The 16,969-nt window shown below is 71.2% G+C and carries 18 protein-coding genes; 4 read left to right on the forward strand and 14 right to left on the reverse strand.

The window, feature by feature from the left end; all coding sequences use genetic code 11:
* Nucleotides 1–10: 10 nt before the first annotated feature.
* The 11 genes from ACFY29_RS13335 to paaA all read right to left on the reverse strand — a co-directional run bounded on the left by ACFY29_RS13335 (nucleotide 11) and on the right by paaA (nucleotide 9,776).
* Nucleotides 11–376 carry an NADH-quinone oxidoreductase subunit A gene (locus ACFY29_RS13335; RefSeq protein ID WP_328422617.1) on the reverse strand — a complete coding sequence of 122 codons (366 nt, stop codon included), beginning with the start codon at nucleotides 374–376 and terminating at the stop codon, nucleotides 11–13.
* 134 nt (nucleotides 377–510) lie between these two features.
* Nucleotides 511–1,788 (reverse strand): geranylgeranyl reductase family protein, encoded by a 1,278-nt coding sequence (locus tag ACFY29_RS13340; RefSeq protein ID WP_386985725.1) that lies wholly within the window; start codon nucleotides 1,786–1,788, stop codon nucleotides 511–513.
* Nucleotides 1,789–1,927: 139 nt separating this feature from the next.
* The gene (locus tag ACFY29_RS13345) at nucleotides 1,928–2,152 is read right to left on the reverse strand and encodes a hypothetical protein (protein WP_328422613.1); all 225 of its coding nucleotides are present in this window, start codon (nucleotides 2,150–2,152) and stop codon (nucleotides 1,928–1,930) included.
* 85 nt (nucleotides 2,153–2,237) lie between these two features.
* A complete protein-coding gene (locus ACFY29_RS13350) occupies nucleotides 2,238–2,948 on the reverse strand; it encodes a demethylmenaquinone methyltransferase (RefSeq protein ID WP_328422611.1) in 711 nt (236 codons plus the stop codon).
* A gap of 129 nt (nucleotides 2,949–3,077) precedes the next feature.
* Entirely contained in the window at nucleotides 3,078–4,304 is a 1,227-nt protein-coding gene (locus ACFY29_RS13355; RefSeq protein ID WP_386985728.1) for an LPXTG cell wall anchor domain-containing protein, read from the reverse strand.
* Nucleotides 4,305–4,740: 436 nt separating this feature from the next.
* Nucleotides 4,741–5,931: a cyclic dehypoxanthinyl futalosine synthase gene (gene mqnC / locus ACFY29_RS13360; protein ID WP_386985730.1), complete on the reverse strand. Its 1,191-nt coding sequence runs from the start codon at nucleotides 5,929–5,931 to the stop codon at nucleotides 4,741–4,743.
* Nucleotides 5,932–6,066: 135 nt separating this feature from the next.
* Nucleotides 6,067–7,176, reverse strand: coding sequence for a 1,2-phenylacetyl-CoA epoxidase subunit PaaE (gene paaE, locus ACFY29_RS13365; protein WP_386985732.1), 1,110 nt, complete (start codon nucleotides 7,174–7,176; stop codon nucleotides 6,067–6,069).
* Nucleotides 7,173–7,667 carry a 1,2-phenylacetyl-CoA epoxidase subunit PaaD gene (gene paaD, locus ACFY29_RS13370; protein WP_386986729.1) on the reverse strand — a complete coding sequence of 165 codons (495 nt, stop codon included), beginning with the start codon at nucleotides 7,665–7,667 and terminating at the stop codon, nucleotides 7,173–7,175. Before paaD ends, paaE begins: the two co-directional genes overlap by 4 nt.
* Before the next feature lie 23 nt (nucleotides 7,668–7,690).
* Complete coding sequence (paaC, locus tag ACFY29_RS13375) at nucleotides 7,691–8,416, reverse strand: 1,2-phenylacetyl-CoA epoxidase subunit PaaC (protein WP_386985734.1); 726 nt, start codon at nucleotides 8,414–8,416, stop codon at nucleotides 7,691–7,693.
* Nucleotides 8,413–8,694, reverse strand: a complete 282-nt coding sequence (paaB, locus tag ACFY29_RS13380; RefSeq protein ID WP_121655474.1) for a 1,2-phenylacetyl-CoA epoxidase subunit PaaB — start codon at nucleotides 8,692–8,694, stop codon at nucleotides 8,413–8,415. Before paaB ends, paaC begins: the two co-directional genes overlap by 4 nt.
* A gap of 14 nt (nucleotides 8,695–8,708) precedes the next feature.
* Entirely contained in the window at nucleotides 8,709–9,776 is a 1,068-nt protein-coding gene (gene paaA / locus ACFY29_RS13385; RefSeq protein ID WP_328422601.1) for a 1,2-phenylacetyl-CoA epoxidase subunit PaaA, read from the reverse strand.
* Nucleotides 9,777–10,148: 372 nt separating this feature from the next.
* Here paaA and ACFY29_RS13390 point away from each other — a divergent pair, with 372 nt between their 5' ends.
* Together ACFY29_RS13390 and ACFY29_RS13395 are read left to right on the forward strand one after the other, a co-directional pair.
* Entirely contained in the window at nucleotides 10,149–11,135 is a 987-nt protein-coding gene (locus ACFY29_RS13390) for a hypothetical protein (RefSeq protein WP_386985737.1), read from the forward strand.
* Nucleotides 11,135–12,094 carry a hypothetical protein gene (locus tag ACFY29_RS13395; protein ID WP_328422597.1) on the forward strand — a complete coding sequence of 320 codons (960 nt, stop codon included), beginning with the start codon at nucleotides 11,135–11,137 and terminating at the stop codon, nucleotides 12,092–12,094. Before ACFY29_RS13390 ends, ACFY29_RS13395 begins: the two co-directional genes overlap by 1 nt.
* A gap of 89 nt (nucleotides 12,095–12,183) precedes the next feature.
* Here ACFY29_RS13395 and ACFY29_RS13400 read toward each other — a convergent pair whose 3' ends face one another.
* Genes ACFY29_RS13400 through ACFY29_RS13410 form a run of 3 tightly spaced genes read right to left on the reverse strand, consistent with a single transcriptional unit; the run spans nucleotide 12,184 to nucleotide 14,978 of the window.
* Nucleotides 12,184–13,035: a menaquinone biosynthesis protein gene (locus tag ACFY29_RS13400; protein WP_328422595.1), complete on the reverse strand. Its 852-nt coding sequence runs from the start codon at nucleotides 13,033–13,035 to the stop codon at nucleotides 12,184–12,186.
* Nucleotides 12,987–14,354 (reverse strand): MFS transporter, encoded by a 1,368-nt coding sequence (locus ACFY29_RS13405; protein ID WP_386985740.1) that lies wholly within the window; start codon nucleotides 14,352–14,354, stop codon nucleotides 12,987–12,989. Before ACFY29_RS13405 ends, ACFY29_RS13400 begins: the two co-directional genes overlap by 49 nt.
* A gap of 39 nt (nucleotides 14,355–14,393) precedes the next feature.
* On the reverse strand, nucleotides 14,394–14,978 hold the full coding sequence (locus ACFY29_RS13410; RefSeq protein ID WP_328422591.1) for a winged helix-turn-helix domain-containing protein: 585 nt from the start codon (nucleotides 14,976–14,978) through the stop codon (nucleotides 14,394–14,396).
* A 237-nt stretch (nucleotides 14,979–15,215) separates the two neighbouring features.
* Between ACFY29_RS13410 and ACFY29_RS13415 the strand changes: the two genes are divergently transcribed.
* The gene (locus ACFY29_RS13415; protein ID WP_386985742.1) at nucleotides 15,216–15,356 is read left to right on the forward strand and encodes a hypothetical protein; all 141 of its coding nucleotides are present in this window, start codon (nucleotides 15,216–15,218) and stop codon (nucleotides 15,354–15,356) included.
* Nucleotides 15,357–15,365: 9 nt separating this feature from the next.
* Nucleotides 15,366–16,616, forward strand: coding sequence for a DUF222 domain-containing protein (locus tag ACFY29_RS13420; protein WP_386985744.1), 1,251 nt, complete (start codon nucleotides 15,366–15,368; stop codon nucleotides 16,614–16,616).
* Nucleotides 16,617–16,969: the final 353 nt, after the last annotated feature.

Consider the following 16,969-nt stretch of genomic DNA (forward strand, 5'->3'; position numbering starts at 1 on the left):
CGTTCCTTCCTCAGTCCCAGTCCAGGCCGCCGCGCCGCCACACGTAGGCGTACGCGACGAAGACCGCGACGATGAACAGGACCATCTCCACGAAGCCGAAGATCGGCAGAGCGTCGAACGAGACCGCCCAGGGGTAGAGGAAGATGATCTCGATGTCGAAGACGATGAAGAGCATCGCCGTCAGGTAGAACTTGATCGGGAACCGCCCACCGCCGACCGGCTGGGGGCTGGGCTCGATGCCGCACTCGTAAGCCTCGAGCTTGGCTCTGTTGTATCGATGGGGACCTGCGAAGCGGGCGGCGCCAACGGAGAACAGCGAGAACGCCGCGGCGAGGGCGAACAGCCCGATGATCGGTGCGTAAGGCGAGAGCGACATCGTATTCTCCTGCTCGTCCTTCCCTGCCCTCGGTGCTTGAGGAAAATCACACTATTCACGTCCCACGCGGTGGCTGCCGGCGGGGGTCGATCTTTGTCCGGGTCGGGGCTGTGACCAGCCCCGACACCGGTTGTCTAGACGGCTGGCGCTGCCTTCGTCATCGCGTTGATGACCCGGTCCATCGCGTCCCCGCCACGGGGGTCGGTCAAATTGGCCAACAGCTTGAGCACGAAGCGCATCAACGTCGGGTGCGGCATTCCGTGCTTGGTGGCGATCCGCATGATCTCCGGACGGCCGATCAGCTTCACGAAGATGCCGCCCAGCCGGTAGTAGCCGCCGAGCCGGGCCTTCAGCTCGTTCGGGTACGCCATCAGCGCCCGCTCTCGCTCCGCGCCGGCCGGCCGCGCGAGGGCCTGCACGGCCACCTCCGCGGCCAGCTCGCCGGACTCCATGGCGTAGGCGATGCCCTCCCCGTTGAACGGGTTGACCATGCCGCCGGAGTCGCCGACCAGCATCACGCCACGGGTGTAGTGCGGCACCCGGTTGAAGCCCATCGGCAGAGCCGCGCCGAGGATCGGGCCGTCGGCGTTGGTCTCGTCGGTCATCCCCCAGTCGGCGGGCGTGTTCGCCAGCCAGTCGGTGAGCAGCCGTCGGTAGTTGGTCTTGCCGAACGCGGAGGACGAGTTGAGCACGCCGAGGCCGACGTTGACCCGCCCGTCACCGAGCCCGAAGATCCAGCCGTACCCGGGCAGCAGGTTGTCGCCGCTGTCCTTGCTGCGCAACTCCAGCCAGGACTCCAGGTAGTTGTCGTCGTGCTTGGCCGGCGAGCGGTAGTAGCGGCGGACGGCCACGCCGATCGGCCGGTCCTCCCGCTTGGCCAGGCCGAGAGCGAGCGGGAACCGGCCGGAGACCCCGTCAGCCGCCACGACCAGCGGGGCGTGGAAGGTGGCTGGCTCCTTGTCCGGGCCCACCTCCGCCTCGACGCCGGTCACCCGGCCGTCGCCGTCGAGCACCGGGCCCAGCACGTTGACGCTGGTCTGCAGCTTGGCGCCGGCGGCCACCGCCCGTTGGGCGAGCAGGTCGTCGAAGTCCAGCCTGGTGCGCACCAGACCGTAGCTGGGGAAGCTGGCCAGGTCCGGCCAGTCCAGCTCGAGGCGTACCCCGCCGCCGATCACCCGCAGGCCCCGGTTGTGCAGCCAGCCGGCCTCGGGCGAGGTGTCCACGCCCATCCGGATGAGCTGGCGCACGGCGCGCGGGGTCAGCCCGTCGCCGCAGACCTTCTCCCGGGGGAACTCGGTCTTCTCCAGCAGCAGCACCCGTACGCCGTGCCGGGCCAGGTGGTACGCCGTTGCCGATCCACCGGGACCGGCGCCTACGACGATGACGTCGGCATCGTGCTCCACCGCGGTCATTCGCGCCTCCTCCCGCACGCTCGTGAAATGCTTCACAAGCCAGACGGGACGAGTGTATGACCGGTGTCATACCTGCGCAGGATCAGGGGTACCTAACTCGCCGGTGTGACAGCGGATGACCGTCCACAGACACTCGGTGTCAGGCCGGACTGGGCGCATCCAGGCCGGCGTCCACGCGGATGGTCTCCGGCAGGTGCTCGCGCAGAGCGCCACCCGCCGCCCGATCCAGCGCTGCCAGAACCTCGGCGACCACCTGCCGGACCTCCGCCGGATCGGCGCCGGCCAACGCGCGCAACTGCGCGATGAGTTCGGCCGCGTCGTCGTCGGTGGCGGCCACCGGGTCCGCCGGGTCTGCTCCGGTCATGCGGACGAGCGTACGGGGCAAAGTGGACTAAAGCCTGATATTCACGAAACCTGAATATTGTCCATTCCCGTCCCCTGGTCCGCCGTTAGTCGCGGATCCCCCGGTGCAGGGCGACCACGCCGCCGGTCAGGTTGCGCCACGCCACCCGACCCCAACCTGCCGCAGCGAGACGCCCGGCCAGCGCGGCCTGGTCCGGCCACGCCCGGATCGACTCGGCCAGGTAGACGTACGCCTCGGGGTTGCTGGACACCGCACGGGCCACCGCCGGCAGCGACCGCATCAGGTACGACAGGTAGACCGTCCGGAAGGCCGGGTTGACCGGGGTGCTGAACTCGCAGACCACCAGCCGGCCGCCGGGCCGGGTCACCCGGGCCAGCTCGCGCAGGGCCGCGTCCGTGTCGTTGACGTTGCGCAGCGCGAAGGAGATGGTCACCGCGTCGAAGCTGGCGTCGGCGAACGGCAGTCGCAGCGCGTCTCCGGCCAGCAGCGGCACCTCTGGCCGGACCCGTTTGCCGGCGTACAGCATGCCCAGCGACAGGTCGGCGCCGACCGCGTACGCCCCGGACTGGGCCAGCTCCTGCGTCGAGACACCGGTGCCCGCACCGACGTCCAGCACCCGCTCGCCCGGCCGCAGGCCGAGCGCCGCGCGGGTGGACCGACGCCAGGAGCGGTCCTGGCCGAAGGAGAGCACGGTGTTGGTCAGGTCGTAGCGCTCCGCCACGCCGTCGAACATCGCGGCGACCTCGTGCGGCTGCTTGTCCAGGCTGGCGCGCTGGCCCTGCGGGGTACGGCTCACCCCTCCACTCTGCCAGCCGCCCTCCGGTCGACGGCCGCTGGGTGGCGCGGCGCGGACCCCGGTACGCGAAAGGGCGGGGTGGTCGCCCACCCCGCCCTCGCGTCGTGCCTGCGTCAGGTCGTGCCTGCGTCAGTCGGTCGACTTCTCGTCGCCCGGGGCGACCAGGACGACCTTGCGCCGACGGGAGAGCACCAGCAGCGCCCCGCCGACGAGCAGGATGATGCCGCCGATGCCGCCGATCAGGCCAGCCTGCACACCGGTCACCGGCAGACCGCCGCCGCCACCTCCACCGGCTGCCGGCGACGTGGTCGCGCCCGGCGTCGGCGTACCGCCCGGGGTCGGGGTTGCCGTCGGGGTGGGGGTGGGCTGCACGGTCAGGTCGACGAAGACGTCGAACTGCGCGGTGTTGTCCCCTTCATCGGTCTCCGTGAAGGCCTTCCGCTGGGCGCCGGTGGCCACCTTCGGCTGCTCCTCAGGGCTCCCCTCGGCGGCGTCCAGGCCACTGGCGAAGAGGAAACCAGGCCGAAGCACCGGCTCGGTGACATCCGCGCCGATCTTCACCCGCACGTCGCCGGTGTAGAACTGACCCGGCTTCAGCACCACGCCGGAGTCCTCGCAGTACGCGTTCGCCAGAACATTCAGCGGCTGCTCCACGCAGCCCTCCGGTAGCTCGGCGAAGGTGACGCCCGCCGGCAGCGTGATCCCGTACGCCACGCCGGTGGCCTTGCGGCTGCCATCGTTGTAGATCGCCCAGTCCAGTGGCGCGGTCTCGCCACGCTGGACCGGCTTGAGGCCGGACTCGCCCGTCCCGTCACCGTCCACCACCACGTCGGCGTAGACATCCTGCACCCACGCCGTCAGGTCGTAGCCGGGCTTGGTGACGGTGATCTCGTGCTCGACGGTGTTGTCTTCGGTGTTGGGATCAACGGTGGCCGAGCTGATGGTGACCACCAGCGTGCCGGCCTCGCCGCGTCCACCGGTGGAGAACAGCGGAATACCGAAGTCCTCGGTGGTGCCGGCCGCCAGGTCGCCGAGGAGGCAGCTGAAGGTGGTGCCGGCGACCTCGCAGCCGTCCCAGGCGAGCACGCCGACCATGTGGTCATTCAGGCCCTTGGTCTCCACGGTGACCCGGACGTCCTTGGCGTCGACTGTGCTGCGGGTGTTGTCGACCTGGAACTTGAACGGCTTGGCCTTGGCTTGCTTGACGCCCTTCGCCAGCTCGTAGCTCAGCGGCTTGAGCTGCAGGTCGGCCTGGTCGGCGGCCTGGGCCGGGGCGGCCACGGTGGCCAGGCCACCGGCCGCGAGCAGTGCCACGACACCGGCGCGGGCCAGGGTCGAGCGGTGGAACGCTGTCATCAGTCCCCCGGGGGTAGGGAAGAAAGAATGGTTGCGGGAACGAGCGGACGTTATCCGAGGTCGATATCCCACGCCAGCGTGCGGGGCCGCTTTCATCCGTCCGGCCTGGAGTGTGCAGACGGTACGGGCGGGATGGTCACCCATCCCGCCCGTACCGCCGTGCGTTATGTGAACGACCCTCACGGGCCGATGGAGGACTGCCCTCGTGCCGCGCGACCCAGGACCATCAGACCACTCGCCACCAGCACTGTCGCGCTGATTCCGCCAATCCGCGGTGGCGAGGGATATGAGGCGGGACGCTAGCGGCCGACGATCATCTCCACCACCCCTGACCGGGCAGCTTGGACGCCGCAGCGGCCGGGACCACCCGGACCGCCGAGGCGGTCGGGCGGGAGCATGAGCCCCGGTCAGCCGAACGGCCGGGCTGCGACCAACCTCAGTTGACGTCGACCAGCGGCAGTGAACGGCCGGCACCGCCGCCGGGCAGCGCGATCGAGGAGAAGTGCGAGACCACGCGATCGTCGGTCGGGTCGTCGGCCGGCGTGTGGTGCACGGCCAGCCGGTTGTAGAGGGTGTCCCGCTGCGCCGGGATCCGGTCCGCCGAGCGGATCATGCCGATCAGCTCGTGCAGGTTGGAGCGGTGCCGCGCGCCGGCCGAGGAGATGACGTTCTCCTCCAGCATGATCGAGCCGAGGTCGTCCACGCCCATGTGCAGGGCGAGCTGCCCGACGTCCTTGCCGGTCGTCAGCCAGGACGCCTGCAGGTGCGGCACGGTCTCGAAGAAGAGCCGGGCCACCGCGACCAGCCGCAGGTACTCCAGCGTCGTCGCCTGCGTGCGGCCCTTGAGGTGGTTGTTCTCCGGCTGGTACGTCCACGGAATGAAGGACCGGAAACCACGGGTGCGGTCCTGCACGTCGCGGATCATGCGCAGGTGCTCGATCCGCTCGGCGTGCGTCTCGCCGGTGCCCATCATCATGGTGGCGGTCGACTCGATGCCCTGCCGGTGGGCCAGCTCCATGACCTCCAGCCAGCGCTCACCCGACTCCTTGAGCGGCGCGATGGCCTTACGCGGCCGCTCGGGCAGCATCTCCGCCCCGGCACCGGCGATCGAGTCCAGGCCGGCGACCTTGATGCGAGCGATGGCCTCGTCCAGGCTCACCCCGGAGACCTTGGCCATGTGCAGGATCTCGCTCGGCCCGATCGAGTGGATGACCAGCTGGGGGTACGCCTGCTTCACCGAGGAGAACAGCTCCTCGTAGTACTCGACGCCGTAGTCCGGGTGGTGCCCGCCCTGGAGCATCACCTGGGTCGCGCCCAGCTCGACCGCCTCGCCGCAGCGACGCAGGATCTCCTCGGTCGGGTGGGTCCACCCTTCCTTGTGCTTGGGCGCCCGGTAGAACGCGCAGAACTTGCACGCCGTCACGCAGACGTTGGTGTAGTTGATGTTGCGATCGATCAGGTACGTGACGACGTTGTCCGGGTAACGCCGCCGGCGCACCGCGTCCGCCGCCTCGCCCAGCGCGTGGAAGGGCGCCTCGGTGTAGAGCAGCAGGGCCTCCTCGGGCGTGATCCGCCCACCGTCCGCGCCGCGCTGCAGGATGTCGTCGATCTCCCGGCTCACCGTCACACCCCGAGCCTACGTCGCCCCACCCGGCTCGACCGTCTGGCCCCGGCGGCGTGCGGTACGTCCCACAGCCGCCGCCGGTCAGTTCTCGCTAGCCCTCCGCGCGGAACCCGACGAACTGCCGGCCATCCGACGCCTTCACGCGTCGTAGTCCACCGTGAGCTTGTCGGTGGTCGGGCTGGACTGGCAGGTCAGGACGTAGCCCGCCGCCAGCTCGTCGGGCTCCAGGGCGTAGTTGCGGGCCATCGTGACCGCACCGTCGACGACCTTCGCCTTGCAGGTCGAGCAGACGCCACCCTTGCAGGCGTACGGCAGCTCACTGCGGACCTTCAGTGCGGCGTCCAGCACCCGCTCCTCGCGGCCCATGGTGAAGCTCGACGACCGGCCGTCCAGCACGATGGTGACCTCGGCCCCGGCAACTGTCGGGTCCACCGGACGGCGCACCGGCTCCGGCGGCGCGTCGACGTGGAACAGCTCGGTGTGCACCGCCGACTCGGGCAGCCCGCGCGCGGTCAGCACGTCCCGGACGTCGACCACCATGCCGTACGGGCCGCAGAGGAACCACTCCTCGATGGCGTCCCCCGGGACGATCGTGCTCAGCAACCGGCTCAGCCGCTCGGTGTCGATCCGCCCGGAGAGCAGCGGTGACTCGCCCTGCTCGCGGGAGAGCACGTGCACCAGGTGCAACCGGGTGGGATAGCGGTCCTTCAGGTCGGCCAACTCCTCGGCGAACATCACCGTGTTCGCCGTGCGGTTGCCGTACACCAGGGTGAAGGTGCTGGCCGGCTCGACGGCCAGGGCGGTCGCGACCAGCCCGAGCACCGGGGTGATGCCGGAGCCGGCGACGACCGCGCCGTAGTGCCGCACCCGGTCCGGCACGAAGGCCGTCGTGAACGTGCCCAACGGCGGCAGCACCTCGACCGTGTCGCCGCCGCGCAGCGCGCCGCAGGCGAAGGCCGAGAAGGCGCCGCCGGGAATCTCCCGTACCCCGATCCGCAGTCGGCCGCGCCGGGCCAGGTCGTCGGGGGTCGAGCAGATGGAGTACGACCGGCGTACGTCCGTGCCGTCCTCGGTCACCCGTCGCACGGTGAGGTGCTGGCCCGCGCGGAACGCGAAGGCCTCTCGCAATTCCTCGGGTACGGCGAAGGTGACCGCCACGGAGTCGTCGGTGAGCCGGTCGACGGCGCCGACCTGCAGCGGGTGGAAGACCGGCCGGCGGCGGACCGGTCGGGTGATGGTGACTGTCACAGCGCCTTCAGGTGGTCGAAGGGTTCGGCGCAGGAGCGGCAGCGCCACAGCGCCTTGCACGCCGTGGAGCCGAACCGGCTGACCTGCTCGGTCTCCGGCGAGCCGCAGTGCGGGCAGCGGACCGCGAGGGTCAGCGGCACCACACCGGCGGCGGGCACCGGGGCCGGTGGGGCGATCCCGGCGGCGGCGAGCTTGGCCCGCCCATCGTCGGAGATCCAGTCGGTGCTCCACGGTGGGCTGTAGACCGTGCGGACCTCGGCGTCCGGATGGCCGGCGACGGCCAGCGCGCGGCGGATGTCGGCCCGGATCACGTCCATCGCCGGGCAGCCGGTGTACGTCGGGGTGATGGTGACGGTGACCCGGCCGCTGACCGGATCTTCCTCGACCGCGCGCAGGATGCCCAGCTCGTCGATGGTGATCACCCGGATCTCCGGATCCACCACGCTCGCCGCAGCCGTCCTCGGGTCGGTCGACCCACGGGCGCCGTCCACCACTGCAGGGCTCTGCCGTGTACTCACCACGTCGCTCCGGGGTGCGCGCGGTGCAGCACCTGCATCTCGGCGAGCAGGTACGCCAGATGCTCGGTGTGCACGCCCGTCCGCCCGCCGGCCGGCGCCCAGCGGCTCTCGGGCCGGGTGAGCGTCGCCTCGGCCAGCACCGGGCCGACGGTGTCGTCGAACGCCTCCCGCAGCGTGGCCGGGTCGACCGGTGCCGCGGGATCGGCGGCGAACAGCTCGTGCGTGTACGGCCAGACCTGGTCGACGGCCGCCTGCATCCGGCGGTGCGACTCCTCGGTGCCGTCGCCGAGACGCTTCACCCACAGTGCGCCGTGGTCCAGGTGGTACGCCGACTCCTTGCGGGCCTTCGCACCGATCGCGGCCAGCCGTTCGTCCGGGCACCCGGCCAGGGCGGTGTACAGCGGCAGTTGGTACGCCGCGAGGAAGAACAGCTTCGCCATGGTCACCGCGAAGTCGCCGTTGGGCAGCTCGACCAGCAGGGCGTTGCGGAACTCGCGGTCGTCGCGCAGGTACGCCAGCGCGTCCTCGTCCCGGCCGGCGCCCTCCAGCTCGCCCGCGTACGACAGCAGCAGGCGGGCCGCGCCGAGCTGGTCGAGGGCGATGTTGGTCAGCGCGACGTCCTCTTCCATCTCCGGCGCGCGAGTGGTCCACTCGGCCAGCCGTTGCGCGGCGACCAACGCGTCGTCGCCGAGGGCGAGGGTGAATTCGACGGGACCGTTCACAGGTGAGCCACCCCGTCCGGTACCTCATAGAAGGTGGGGTGGCGGTAGACCTTGTCGGCGGCCGGGTCGAAGAAGGCGTCCTTCTCGTCCGGGCTGGACGCCGTGATCGCGCCGGCCGGCACCACCCAGATCGACACGCCCTCCTGCCGCCGGGTGTAGAGGTCCCGGGCGTTGCGCAGGGCCAGCTCGGCGTCGGGGGCGTGCAGGCTGCCGACGTGGGTGTGCGACAGCCCGCGCCGGGCCCGCACGAAGACCTCCCACAGTGGGGTCTGCTCCATGCTGGTTCGCTCGCTCACGCCGCCACCTTCTCCTTCTGCTCGGCCCGCTTGGCGGCGTACGCCGCGGCGGCCTCGCGCACCCACGCACCGTCGGTGTGCGCGGCCCTCCGGTGTGCCATCCGCTCCCGGTTGCACGGCCCGTCGCCGGAGATCACCCGCATCAGCTCGTCGTAGTCCGGCTGGGTGTAGTCGTACGCCTGCCGCTCCTCGTTCCAGCGCAGGTCGTCATCGGGGATGCGCAACCCGAGGATCTCCGCCTGCTGGACGCACATGTCCACGAAGCGCTGGCGCAGATCGTCGTTCGAGAAGCGCTTGATCTTCCAGGCCATCGACTTCGCGGAGTGCGTGGAGTCGCCGTCCGGCGGGCCGAACATGGCCAGCGACGGGTACCACCAGCGGTCCACCGCGTCCTGGGCCATCGCCTGCTGCGCGGGGGTGCCGTGCGCCAGGGTGTGCAGGATCTCGTAGCCCTGGCGCTGGTGGAACGACTCCTCCTTGCAGACCCGGATCATCGCTCGGGCGTACGGGCCGTAGGAGCAGCGGCACAGGGGCACCTGGTTGACGATCGCCGCGCCGTCCACCAGCCAGCCGATCGCGCCCATGTCAGCCCAGGAGAGGGTGGGGTAGTTGAAGATCGAGCTGTACTTCTGCCGCCCGTCGAGCAGCAGCCGGACCAGCTCGTCACGGCTGATGCCGAGGGTCTCGGCGGCGGCGTAGAGGTAGAGACCGTGGCCCGCCTCGTCCTGCACCTTGGCCAGCAGGATCGCCTTGCGCTTGAGCGACGGCGCCCGGCTGATCCAGTTTCCCTCCGGCTGCATGCCGATGATCTCGGAGTGGGCGTGCTGGGCGATCTGCCGGATCAGCGTCTTGCGGTACGCCTCCGGCATCCAGTCCCGTGGCTCGATCTTCTGCTCCGCGCCGACCACCTCGGCGAAGTACGCCGCCAGGTCCTCGTCCGGCGCGGGGCCGCCGCGCCGCTGACGGGCGGCGGCGGCGCGCAGCTCCGCCTCGGCCGCCTCGACCTCGCCGAGCAGGCCGCCGCCGGTTGCGTCGTCCGGGGCGGAGAAGTCGTTGCCATACATGAGGACAAGTGTTACAGCTTGCGCCTCGATGCACTAGGGGGTGTAACAGGAAACCCGAGTCACGTTCGGTCACGGATGGGCGGTATTTCCGCACGCAGCGCAATCGGCCCGGCTATGACTTGGCTCACTGGACGAAGATGAATCCTCCTAGAAGACGCATACCGTCTCGATATCCCGCCTTTATTGCATGTTGGCAGGCGTCGAACTCTGGTGGTCGGCCGGTCCGGAAGTAGACTTCTGCCGGTCACACGATCGGCTGCCCAGAATCGTTGTCTCCACAGAGGCCACCTCCCCCGGCCTCGGCGATCGCACCGGTCATCCCGGGAAACAAGCCGGTCCCCCCGGCCCTGACATCTGGAGCTCACCCAACTCATGCGATCTCGCGTGACCATGGTGCTCGCCGTCGTGGCGGTCCTGCTCGGTGGCGTTCTGCTGGTTCCCGCTGCGTACGCGCGGCTCGCTGGCAACGACGGCAGTGCAGGCGCCGGTGGCGGCGGGAGTGTCGCCGCGCCCTCACCCACCCCACCGCCACCGCCCACGCTGGCGGCTGGCCCGGTATCGGTGAACTTCAAGGGCGACTTCTACTCGTGGGCCCTGCTGGACCGGGAGACGGGCAAGATCTCCGGGTCGCCGAACATGACCGCGACCAGCTCGACCGAGTCGATGATCAAGGCGTGGATCGTCTCCGACTACCTGCGCCAACTCGGCGACAAGGAGCCGACCGCGGCGCTCAAGAAAGCCGCCAGCTCCGCCATCCGGGACAGCAACGACGACGCGGCCAACATGGTCTACAAGGCCGCCGGCGGCTCGTACTCCGTGCCGGCGGGCGGCCAGCCGGGGCCGGTGATCAAGCGGGCGATCAGCATCTGCGGTCTGACCGACACCAAGCGCGGCAACGTGGCCAAGTACGAGGGCTACTGGAGCTTCACCCGGATGTCCCCCCGGGACGCCGTCCGGCTCGGCGACTGCATCGCCGACGGCAAGGCGGCCGGCCCGAAGTGGACCAAGTGGGTGCTCAGCGAGATGAGCAAGGTTCAGGGCACCACCGCGGCCAAGGACCAGAAGCTCAAGTCCGGCGGCGGTCGCTGGGGGATCATCAACGGCCTGCCGAAGTCGATCACCGCCCAGGGCCCGGTCAGCATCAAGAACGGCTGGACGCAGCTCTACTACGACGGCAACTGGCACGTGAACTGCCTCGCCGTCAACGACAAGTGGAGCCTCGCGGTGATGCTGCGTTACCCCATCAAGAACGGGCTGGACTACGGCGCTCAGGTCTGCGCCAGCGTGGCCACTCAACTCGTCACCCCGCAGCCCGGCGCCGCGCTCAAGGTGCCGCAGCAGCCGGTCGGAAAGCTCTGATGGCCGGCAACCGTCGGGCGGACCGGCGACGCGGCGGTGATGCCTCCCCGCTGCGGCTGGTCGCGATCGCGGTCGTCCTGATCGGGCTGGTGCTGGTTTCGCTGCGGCTGCTACCGGGGTCGCCGTTCGAGTCGACCTCCGCCGCCCGCTGGGGCGACTCCGGCACGACGACCAGTGACCGGTCCACCGGCACTCCCTCCGACCGCAGCGCCCGCCAGCCGGCCCCGGAACCGAGCCCCAGCCCGTCGCTGGAGCCGCTGCCGTTCCAGGCCAAGGACCTCAAGCTGGACATCGAGGGCTGGTATTCCTGGAGCGTGCTCGACCGCCGCACCGGAAAGATCATCGGCTCGAAGAACATGAACGAGACCAGCACCACCGCCTCGATGATCAAGGCCTGGATCGTCGCCGACTACCTGCGTCGCGCCGACGACGCCGGGCAGACGCCGAGCGACGCGAAGCTCGCCGACGCCACGCGGATCATCCGGGACAGCGACAACACCAGGGCCGAGCAGTTCTACAACTCGGTCGGCCGGGACGCCTCGATCCGGCGACTGCTCTCCATGTGCAAACTGACCGACAGCAGTGTCGCCCCCGACGGCGGCTGGAGCCGGACGGCGCTCTCCCCCCGGGACACCGCCCGACTGGGCAACTGCATCGCCACCGGCACCGCCGCCGGGCCGGAATGGACCAAGTGGCTGCTCAACGAGATGAAGCTGGTCCGCGGCGCCGGTGACTTCGGCATCCGCAAGGCGTTCCCCGCCGCCGAGCAGAAGCAGATCGCCATCAAGAACGGGTGGATCGACCGGACCAAGGAGCAGGAGATGCACATCAACTGCCTGGCCATCGGCGACACCTGGACGATGGGCGTGATGGTCCAGTACCCGATCAACATGGGCTACGACTACGGCATGAAGAACTGCGAGAAGATCACCGAGGCGCTGCTCCGCCCCAACGTCTGACCCGCCCGCCCAGCGTCTGACGCCGCCCGGCGTCCGGACCGCCAGCCGGCTCGGTCGACCGTCCCGGCTGGCGGCCTGCGCCCTGAGGCTCAGCCGGCGAAGAACTCCGGGCCACCGGCCGGCAGTTCCGGGACCACGCCGTGCGCGGCGGCGCGGCGGGCGAACTCCCGCAGCCCGGCGACCTGCCGGTCGCCCAGCGAGAAGTCCAGGGTCCGGAAGTACGTGGCCAGCGTCGCGGCGTCGAACGTCTCCCACCGGGCCGCCGCCTCGGCGACCTGGTCCAGCTCGGCCAGGCAGAGGTCACGCGAGCGCAGGAACGCCTCGTGCACCTCCTTGACCAGCCCTGGATGGGCGGCGGCGAAGTCGCGGCGAACCGCCCAGACCGCGAAGACCATCGGCAGCCCGGTCCACTCACGCCACGCCTGCCCGAGGTCGGTGACCGTGAGACCCCGCTGCGGCGCCTCGTACAACGCCCGCAGCGCCACGTCCCCGATCAGCACCCCGGCGTCGGCCTCCAGCAGCATCTGGGTCAGGTCCGGCGGGCAGCGGAAGTAGTCGGGACGAACGTTGTACTTCTCGGCGAGCAGCAACTGGGCCAGCAGCACCCCGGTCCGCGAGGTGGAGCCGAGCGCCACCCGGGCGCCGTCCAGCTCGGCGAGGGGCTTCGTGGAAACAACGTTGACCGACAGCACCGGCCCGTCGCTGCCCACCGCCAGGTCCGGCAGGAGCAGCAACTCGTCGGTGTGCTTCAGGTACTCCACGAGCGTGATCGGGCCGATGTCCAGGTCGCCGGCCACCAGCGCGGCGCTCAACCGGTCCGGCGAATCCTTCTGCAGGTCGACGTCGAGCAGGGCACCGGAGCGCATCAGGCCCCAGTAGATCGGCAGGCAGTTCAGGAACTGGATGTGCCCGACCCGTGGACGTGCGATGCGCTCAGCCATGACCCGACCGTATCCCCGGCCTCTGGCGCCGGCTCGGCGGGCCGGCCCGAAGTGGCCAACCCCGCATCCGCCCCCGCCGACCGCTGGTGTTGCCGTCCGCCCGGGTCGTCCGGCGACGGGCGGCGTACCGCCCGGGCGACCACCGGCACGAAGACCAGCACCACCAGGAGCCCGGCCAGGCCGGCGGCGGCGATCAGCGGTCGGGGCGGGACGGCCGTCAGCAGCGCACCGCCGATCAGGAAACCGGCCATCGAGCCTCCCTGCACCGCCGCGCCGTAGCTCGCGTACGCCCGAGCGCGCATCGCCTCCGGCACCCGGCGAGCGGTGAGCAGGTTGGCAAAGACGTTCTCGCCGCCGTTGGCCGCGCCCGCTACCAGCCAGAGCGGCACCAGCAGGCTGGCCGCCGGCACCATCGCGCCGAACAGCACCATGAGGCTGCAACCGGCCAGCGTGGCCAGCACCCCACGGACCAGCGCAGCGTCGTCGGTGAGCCGGTTGGCGAGCCGGGCGGCCAGCCAGCCACCGGGCAGCATGCCAGCCATCCAGGCGGCACTGACCAGCCCGTAGGTGGTGGGCGAGCCGCTCAGGGTCTCCCGGATGAAGAAGACCTCGACCACGTTGATACCGCCGATCGCCGCGATCACCACGGCGGTACTGACCACCATGACGAGCATCAGCGGGTCCCGGCGCAGCCGCCAGCCGAGGGCTGTCACGGATGGGTTGGCCGGGGCGGCGGCGATCCGCCGACCACCGCGCCGGGTCCGCAGCAGCAGGCCGGCGACCACCAGTGCCAGGTAGGTCGCGGCGTCCAGCAGCAGCGGTACGCGGGTGCCGAACTGCCCCACCAGCAGCCCGGCCAGCACCGGCCCGCCGAGCGCCCCGAGGGAGACAGCGGTCTGGCTGATCGCGCTCGCCCGCGGCAGGTCGTCGGGGCGGACCATCGCCGGCAGCAGCGCCGCCAGGCAGGGCTGAGTCACCGCGAGCCCGCACGCGAGCAGCGTGACGAGCCCGACCACCAGGACCGGGTGGTCGGCGAGGGCGAGCAGCACGCAGATCGCGGCCTGGGCCAGCCCGACGGTCACCAGCAGAGTGCGGCTGTCCACCCGGTCAGCGAGCCGGCCGGCGAGCGGGGCGAGCACCACCAGGGGCAGGGTCGCCGCGAGCAGCAGCCCTGACACGGCGAGCCCGCCGGCTCCGGCGCCCTGCAGGGCCAGCGCGAGGGCGGTGGCGGCGAGGAAGTCGCCGCAGATCGTGGTGCCCCGCGCTGTGGCGGCGAGCCAGACGTCCGGCCAGCGCGACTCGACAGTTGTGAAGGACATACTTCGAAAATAATCCTTCACAACTGGTTGGCACAACCCCTATGGCAGCGGCACCACGTGGTACTGCACCGAGACGGTCCGCGCACCCGCCGGCGGATCGGCCCGGCGCCGGCGCTGGCGGTACGGCTCCAGCAGCGCCGAGACCGCCTCGTTCACCCCGGCCATCTCCTCCGCGGTGAGCAGCAGCAGCGCGTCGCTGAACAGCGCCACCTCGTACCACTCGGGCGGCTCGCTCCCGGCGCGGCGCAACCAGTCCCGGGTCCGCTCCATGTCGCGGGCCACATGCGCCTCGACCAACGCCTGCTCGGCCGCGCGTGCCTCCGGCCCGGCCGCACGGCCCGCGTCGAACATGACGCTGGGGCTGACCGCGCGCCACACCCGCTCCCGCGCGTCACCCCGGCTCGGCGCCTGCTCGACCAGGCCGAACTTCGCCAACGCTCGCACGTGGTAGCTGGTCGCACTCGGCGACAGCCCGGCGATCTCCGCGAGCTCGGTGGCGGTCCCACCACCTTCCCGACTGCTCAGGTACTCCATGATCGCGATTCGGGCCGGATGGGCCAGCGCCCGCATCACCTGCGGGTCACTGATCGTCATCCGACGCGACTCGGGACGGGCCTCGGTCATGGCCCCATGATCCCGGCCATCCGCGCGACCCGCCATCACCCCCCGGGCTACGCAGTTCCGCTCCGCCATCCGTGCTGCCACCGGCGGGACGGCAGCACGCGCCAGGCATCGGGCGGTGCCGGACCTGTCCAGCAGCGGACAGGGCCGGGCGTCAGGTGTGCCGGACCCCTCGGCAGCGGACAGGTAGACGACCGCTGCGGCGTTGATGGCGACCGCGCGCGCCGACCCTCTAACCGCATGACCGTGCTGCACCTGCACTGGCTCAGCGTGGGCGGGGTCCGCGGCAGACCCAGCAGTCAGCAGACCTGCAGGTGCGGCGACCGGCCGGGGCACGCCCCGCCACCGAAGGCTCGGGAAATTGTCGTACGCCTGTTCTGATGTGGCTTCATGTTGAGGGCGTTGGAGCAGGCCGGCGGGGCCGTCGACGACTGCGCCGACGTCGCCCCGTGGGCGCTCTCCGACGACGAGTTGCTGGCATCACTGGACGCGACGCACGCGGTGGCGCAGCGGCTGGCCACCGTCCAGCTGGGGCTGGTGCGCGAGCTGGACGCCCGCGGCCTGGCGGTCGCCCGCGGCGCCTCGTCCACCGCCGTCTGGCTCCGGGAGCGACTCCGGCTCTCCGGTCGATCCGCCCGCCAGCTGGTCGAGCTCGCGGCTGCCGTCGACGCCGCGCCGTCGGCGGTGCGCGATGCGATGCGGACGGGCGCCATCACCGTGGAGCAGGGCCGGGTGCTCGCGGAGACGATCGCGGCCCTTCCGGCCGAAGCGGGGCCGGAGGTGGCCGACAAGGCCACCCAGCTGCTGGTCGCCTGGGCCGACCGGTTCGACCCGGCGATCCTGCGCCGTCTCGGGGAACGCGTGCTCACGCACGTCGCACCGGATCTGGCCGACCAGGCCGAGCTGGCGGCCCTCGAACGGGCCGCCGACCGCGCCGAGGCCCGCCGGCACGTCACCCTCTCCGAGCAGCAGGATGGGCAGGTACGCCTCAGCGGGAGCCTCGACACCGAGACCGCCAGCCTGCTCCGCGAGGCGATCGGGCCGCTCTGCGCACCGGCCGGCGCGCACGACGACCGCAGTCCCGGTCAGCGCCGGGCGGACGCGCTCGGCGAAATCTGTCGGCTGGCGCTGCGCACCGGCCACCTGCCGGACAGCGGCGGCGACCGACCACAGCTCGTGGTGACCGTCTCCCTGGACGCGCTGGTCAACGGCATCCGCGCTGGCGCACTGGAGACCGGGGCACAACTGACGCCGGGCGCGGTACGCCGCCTCGCCTGCGACGCCGCCGTGCTGCCGGCCGTGCTGGGCGGCAACAGTCAGGTGCTGGACGTAGGGCGTCAGCGCCGACTCTTCACCGGCCCGTTGCGCCGGGCACTGGTGCTGCGCGACGGGGGCTGCGCCTTCCCAGGCTGCGATCGGCCATCCCGCTGGTGCGACGGCCACCACCTCCAGCACTGGGCCGACGGCGGGGCAACGGCGCTGGGCAACGCCGTCCTGCTCTGCGGCCACCACCACCGACTCCTCCATCAGGGCGACTGGACGGTCCGCATCGCGGCGGACGGCCAGGCCGACTTCCTCCCGCCCAGCTGGCTTGACCCGCTCCGCACCCCGCGCCGCAACCTCTACCACCGGCGCTGCTGACGCCGAGGAAGCACCAACCTCCGCAACGCTTCTCAGTCCGGGGGCGAGCACCCCGTCGCCGCGCCGCGTCTCCACGTCGCGCGCGCCCACCACGTCGCCCTCAGGCCGGTCGCCGTAAGCGCCACGCCACACCACTGCCGCACCGCCCGGGCGCCACGCCGCCGCCACACCGCCGGGGCGCCACGCCACGCCGTCTCCATCGGGTGGTCGCTTCGGTAATTCGGTGGAAGGGTCGGGCGTGGGAGCGTAGGGTTGCAGCCCGCTTGACGGCCGAGGTGAGCTGCACCGGAACGGACGTCCCCGCGCCGGGTGGCCGGCCATCCGCCCCCGGACACGCGAGCGCGCAGCAGATG

The sequence above is a fragment of the Micromonospora sp. NPDC000668 genome (assembly GCF_042897975.1).
Classification (GTDB): Bacteria; Actinomycetota; Actinomycetes; order Mycobacteriales; family Micromonosporaceae; genus Micromonospora.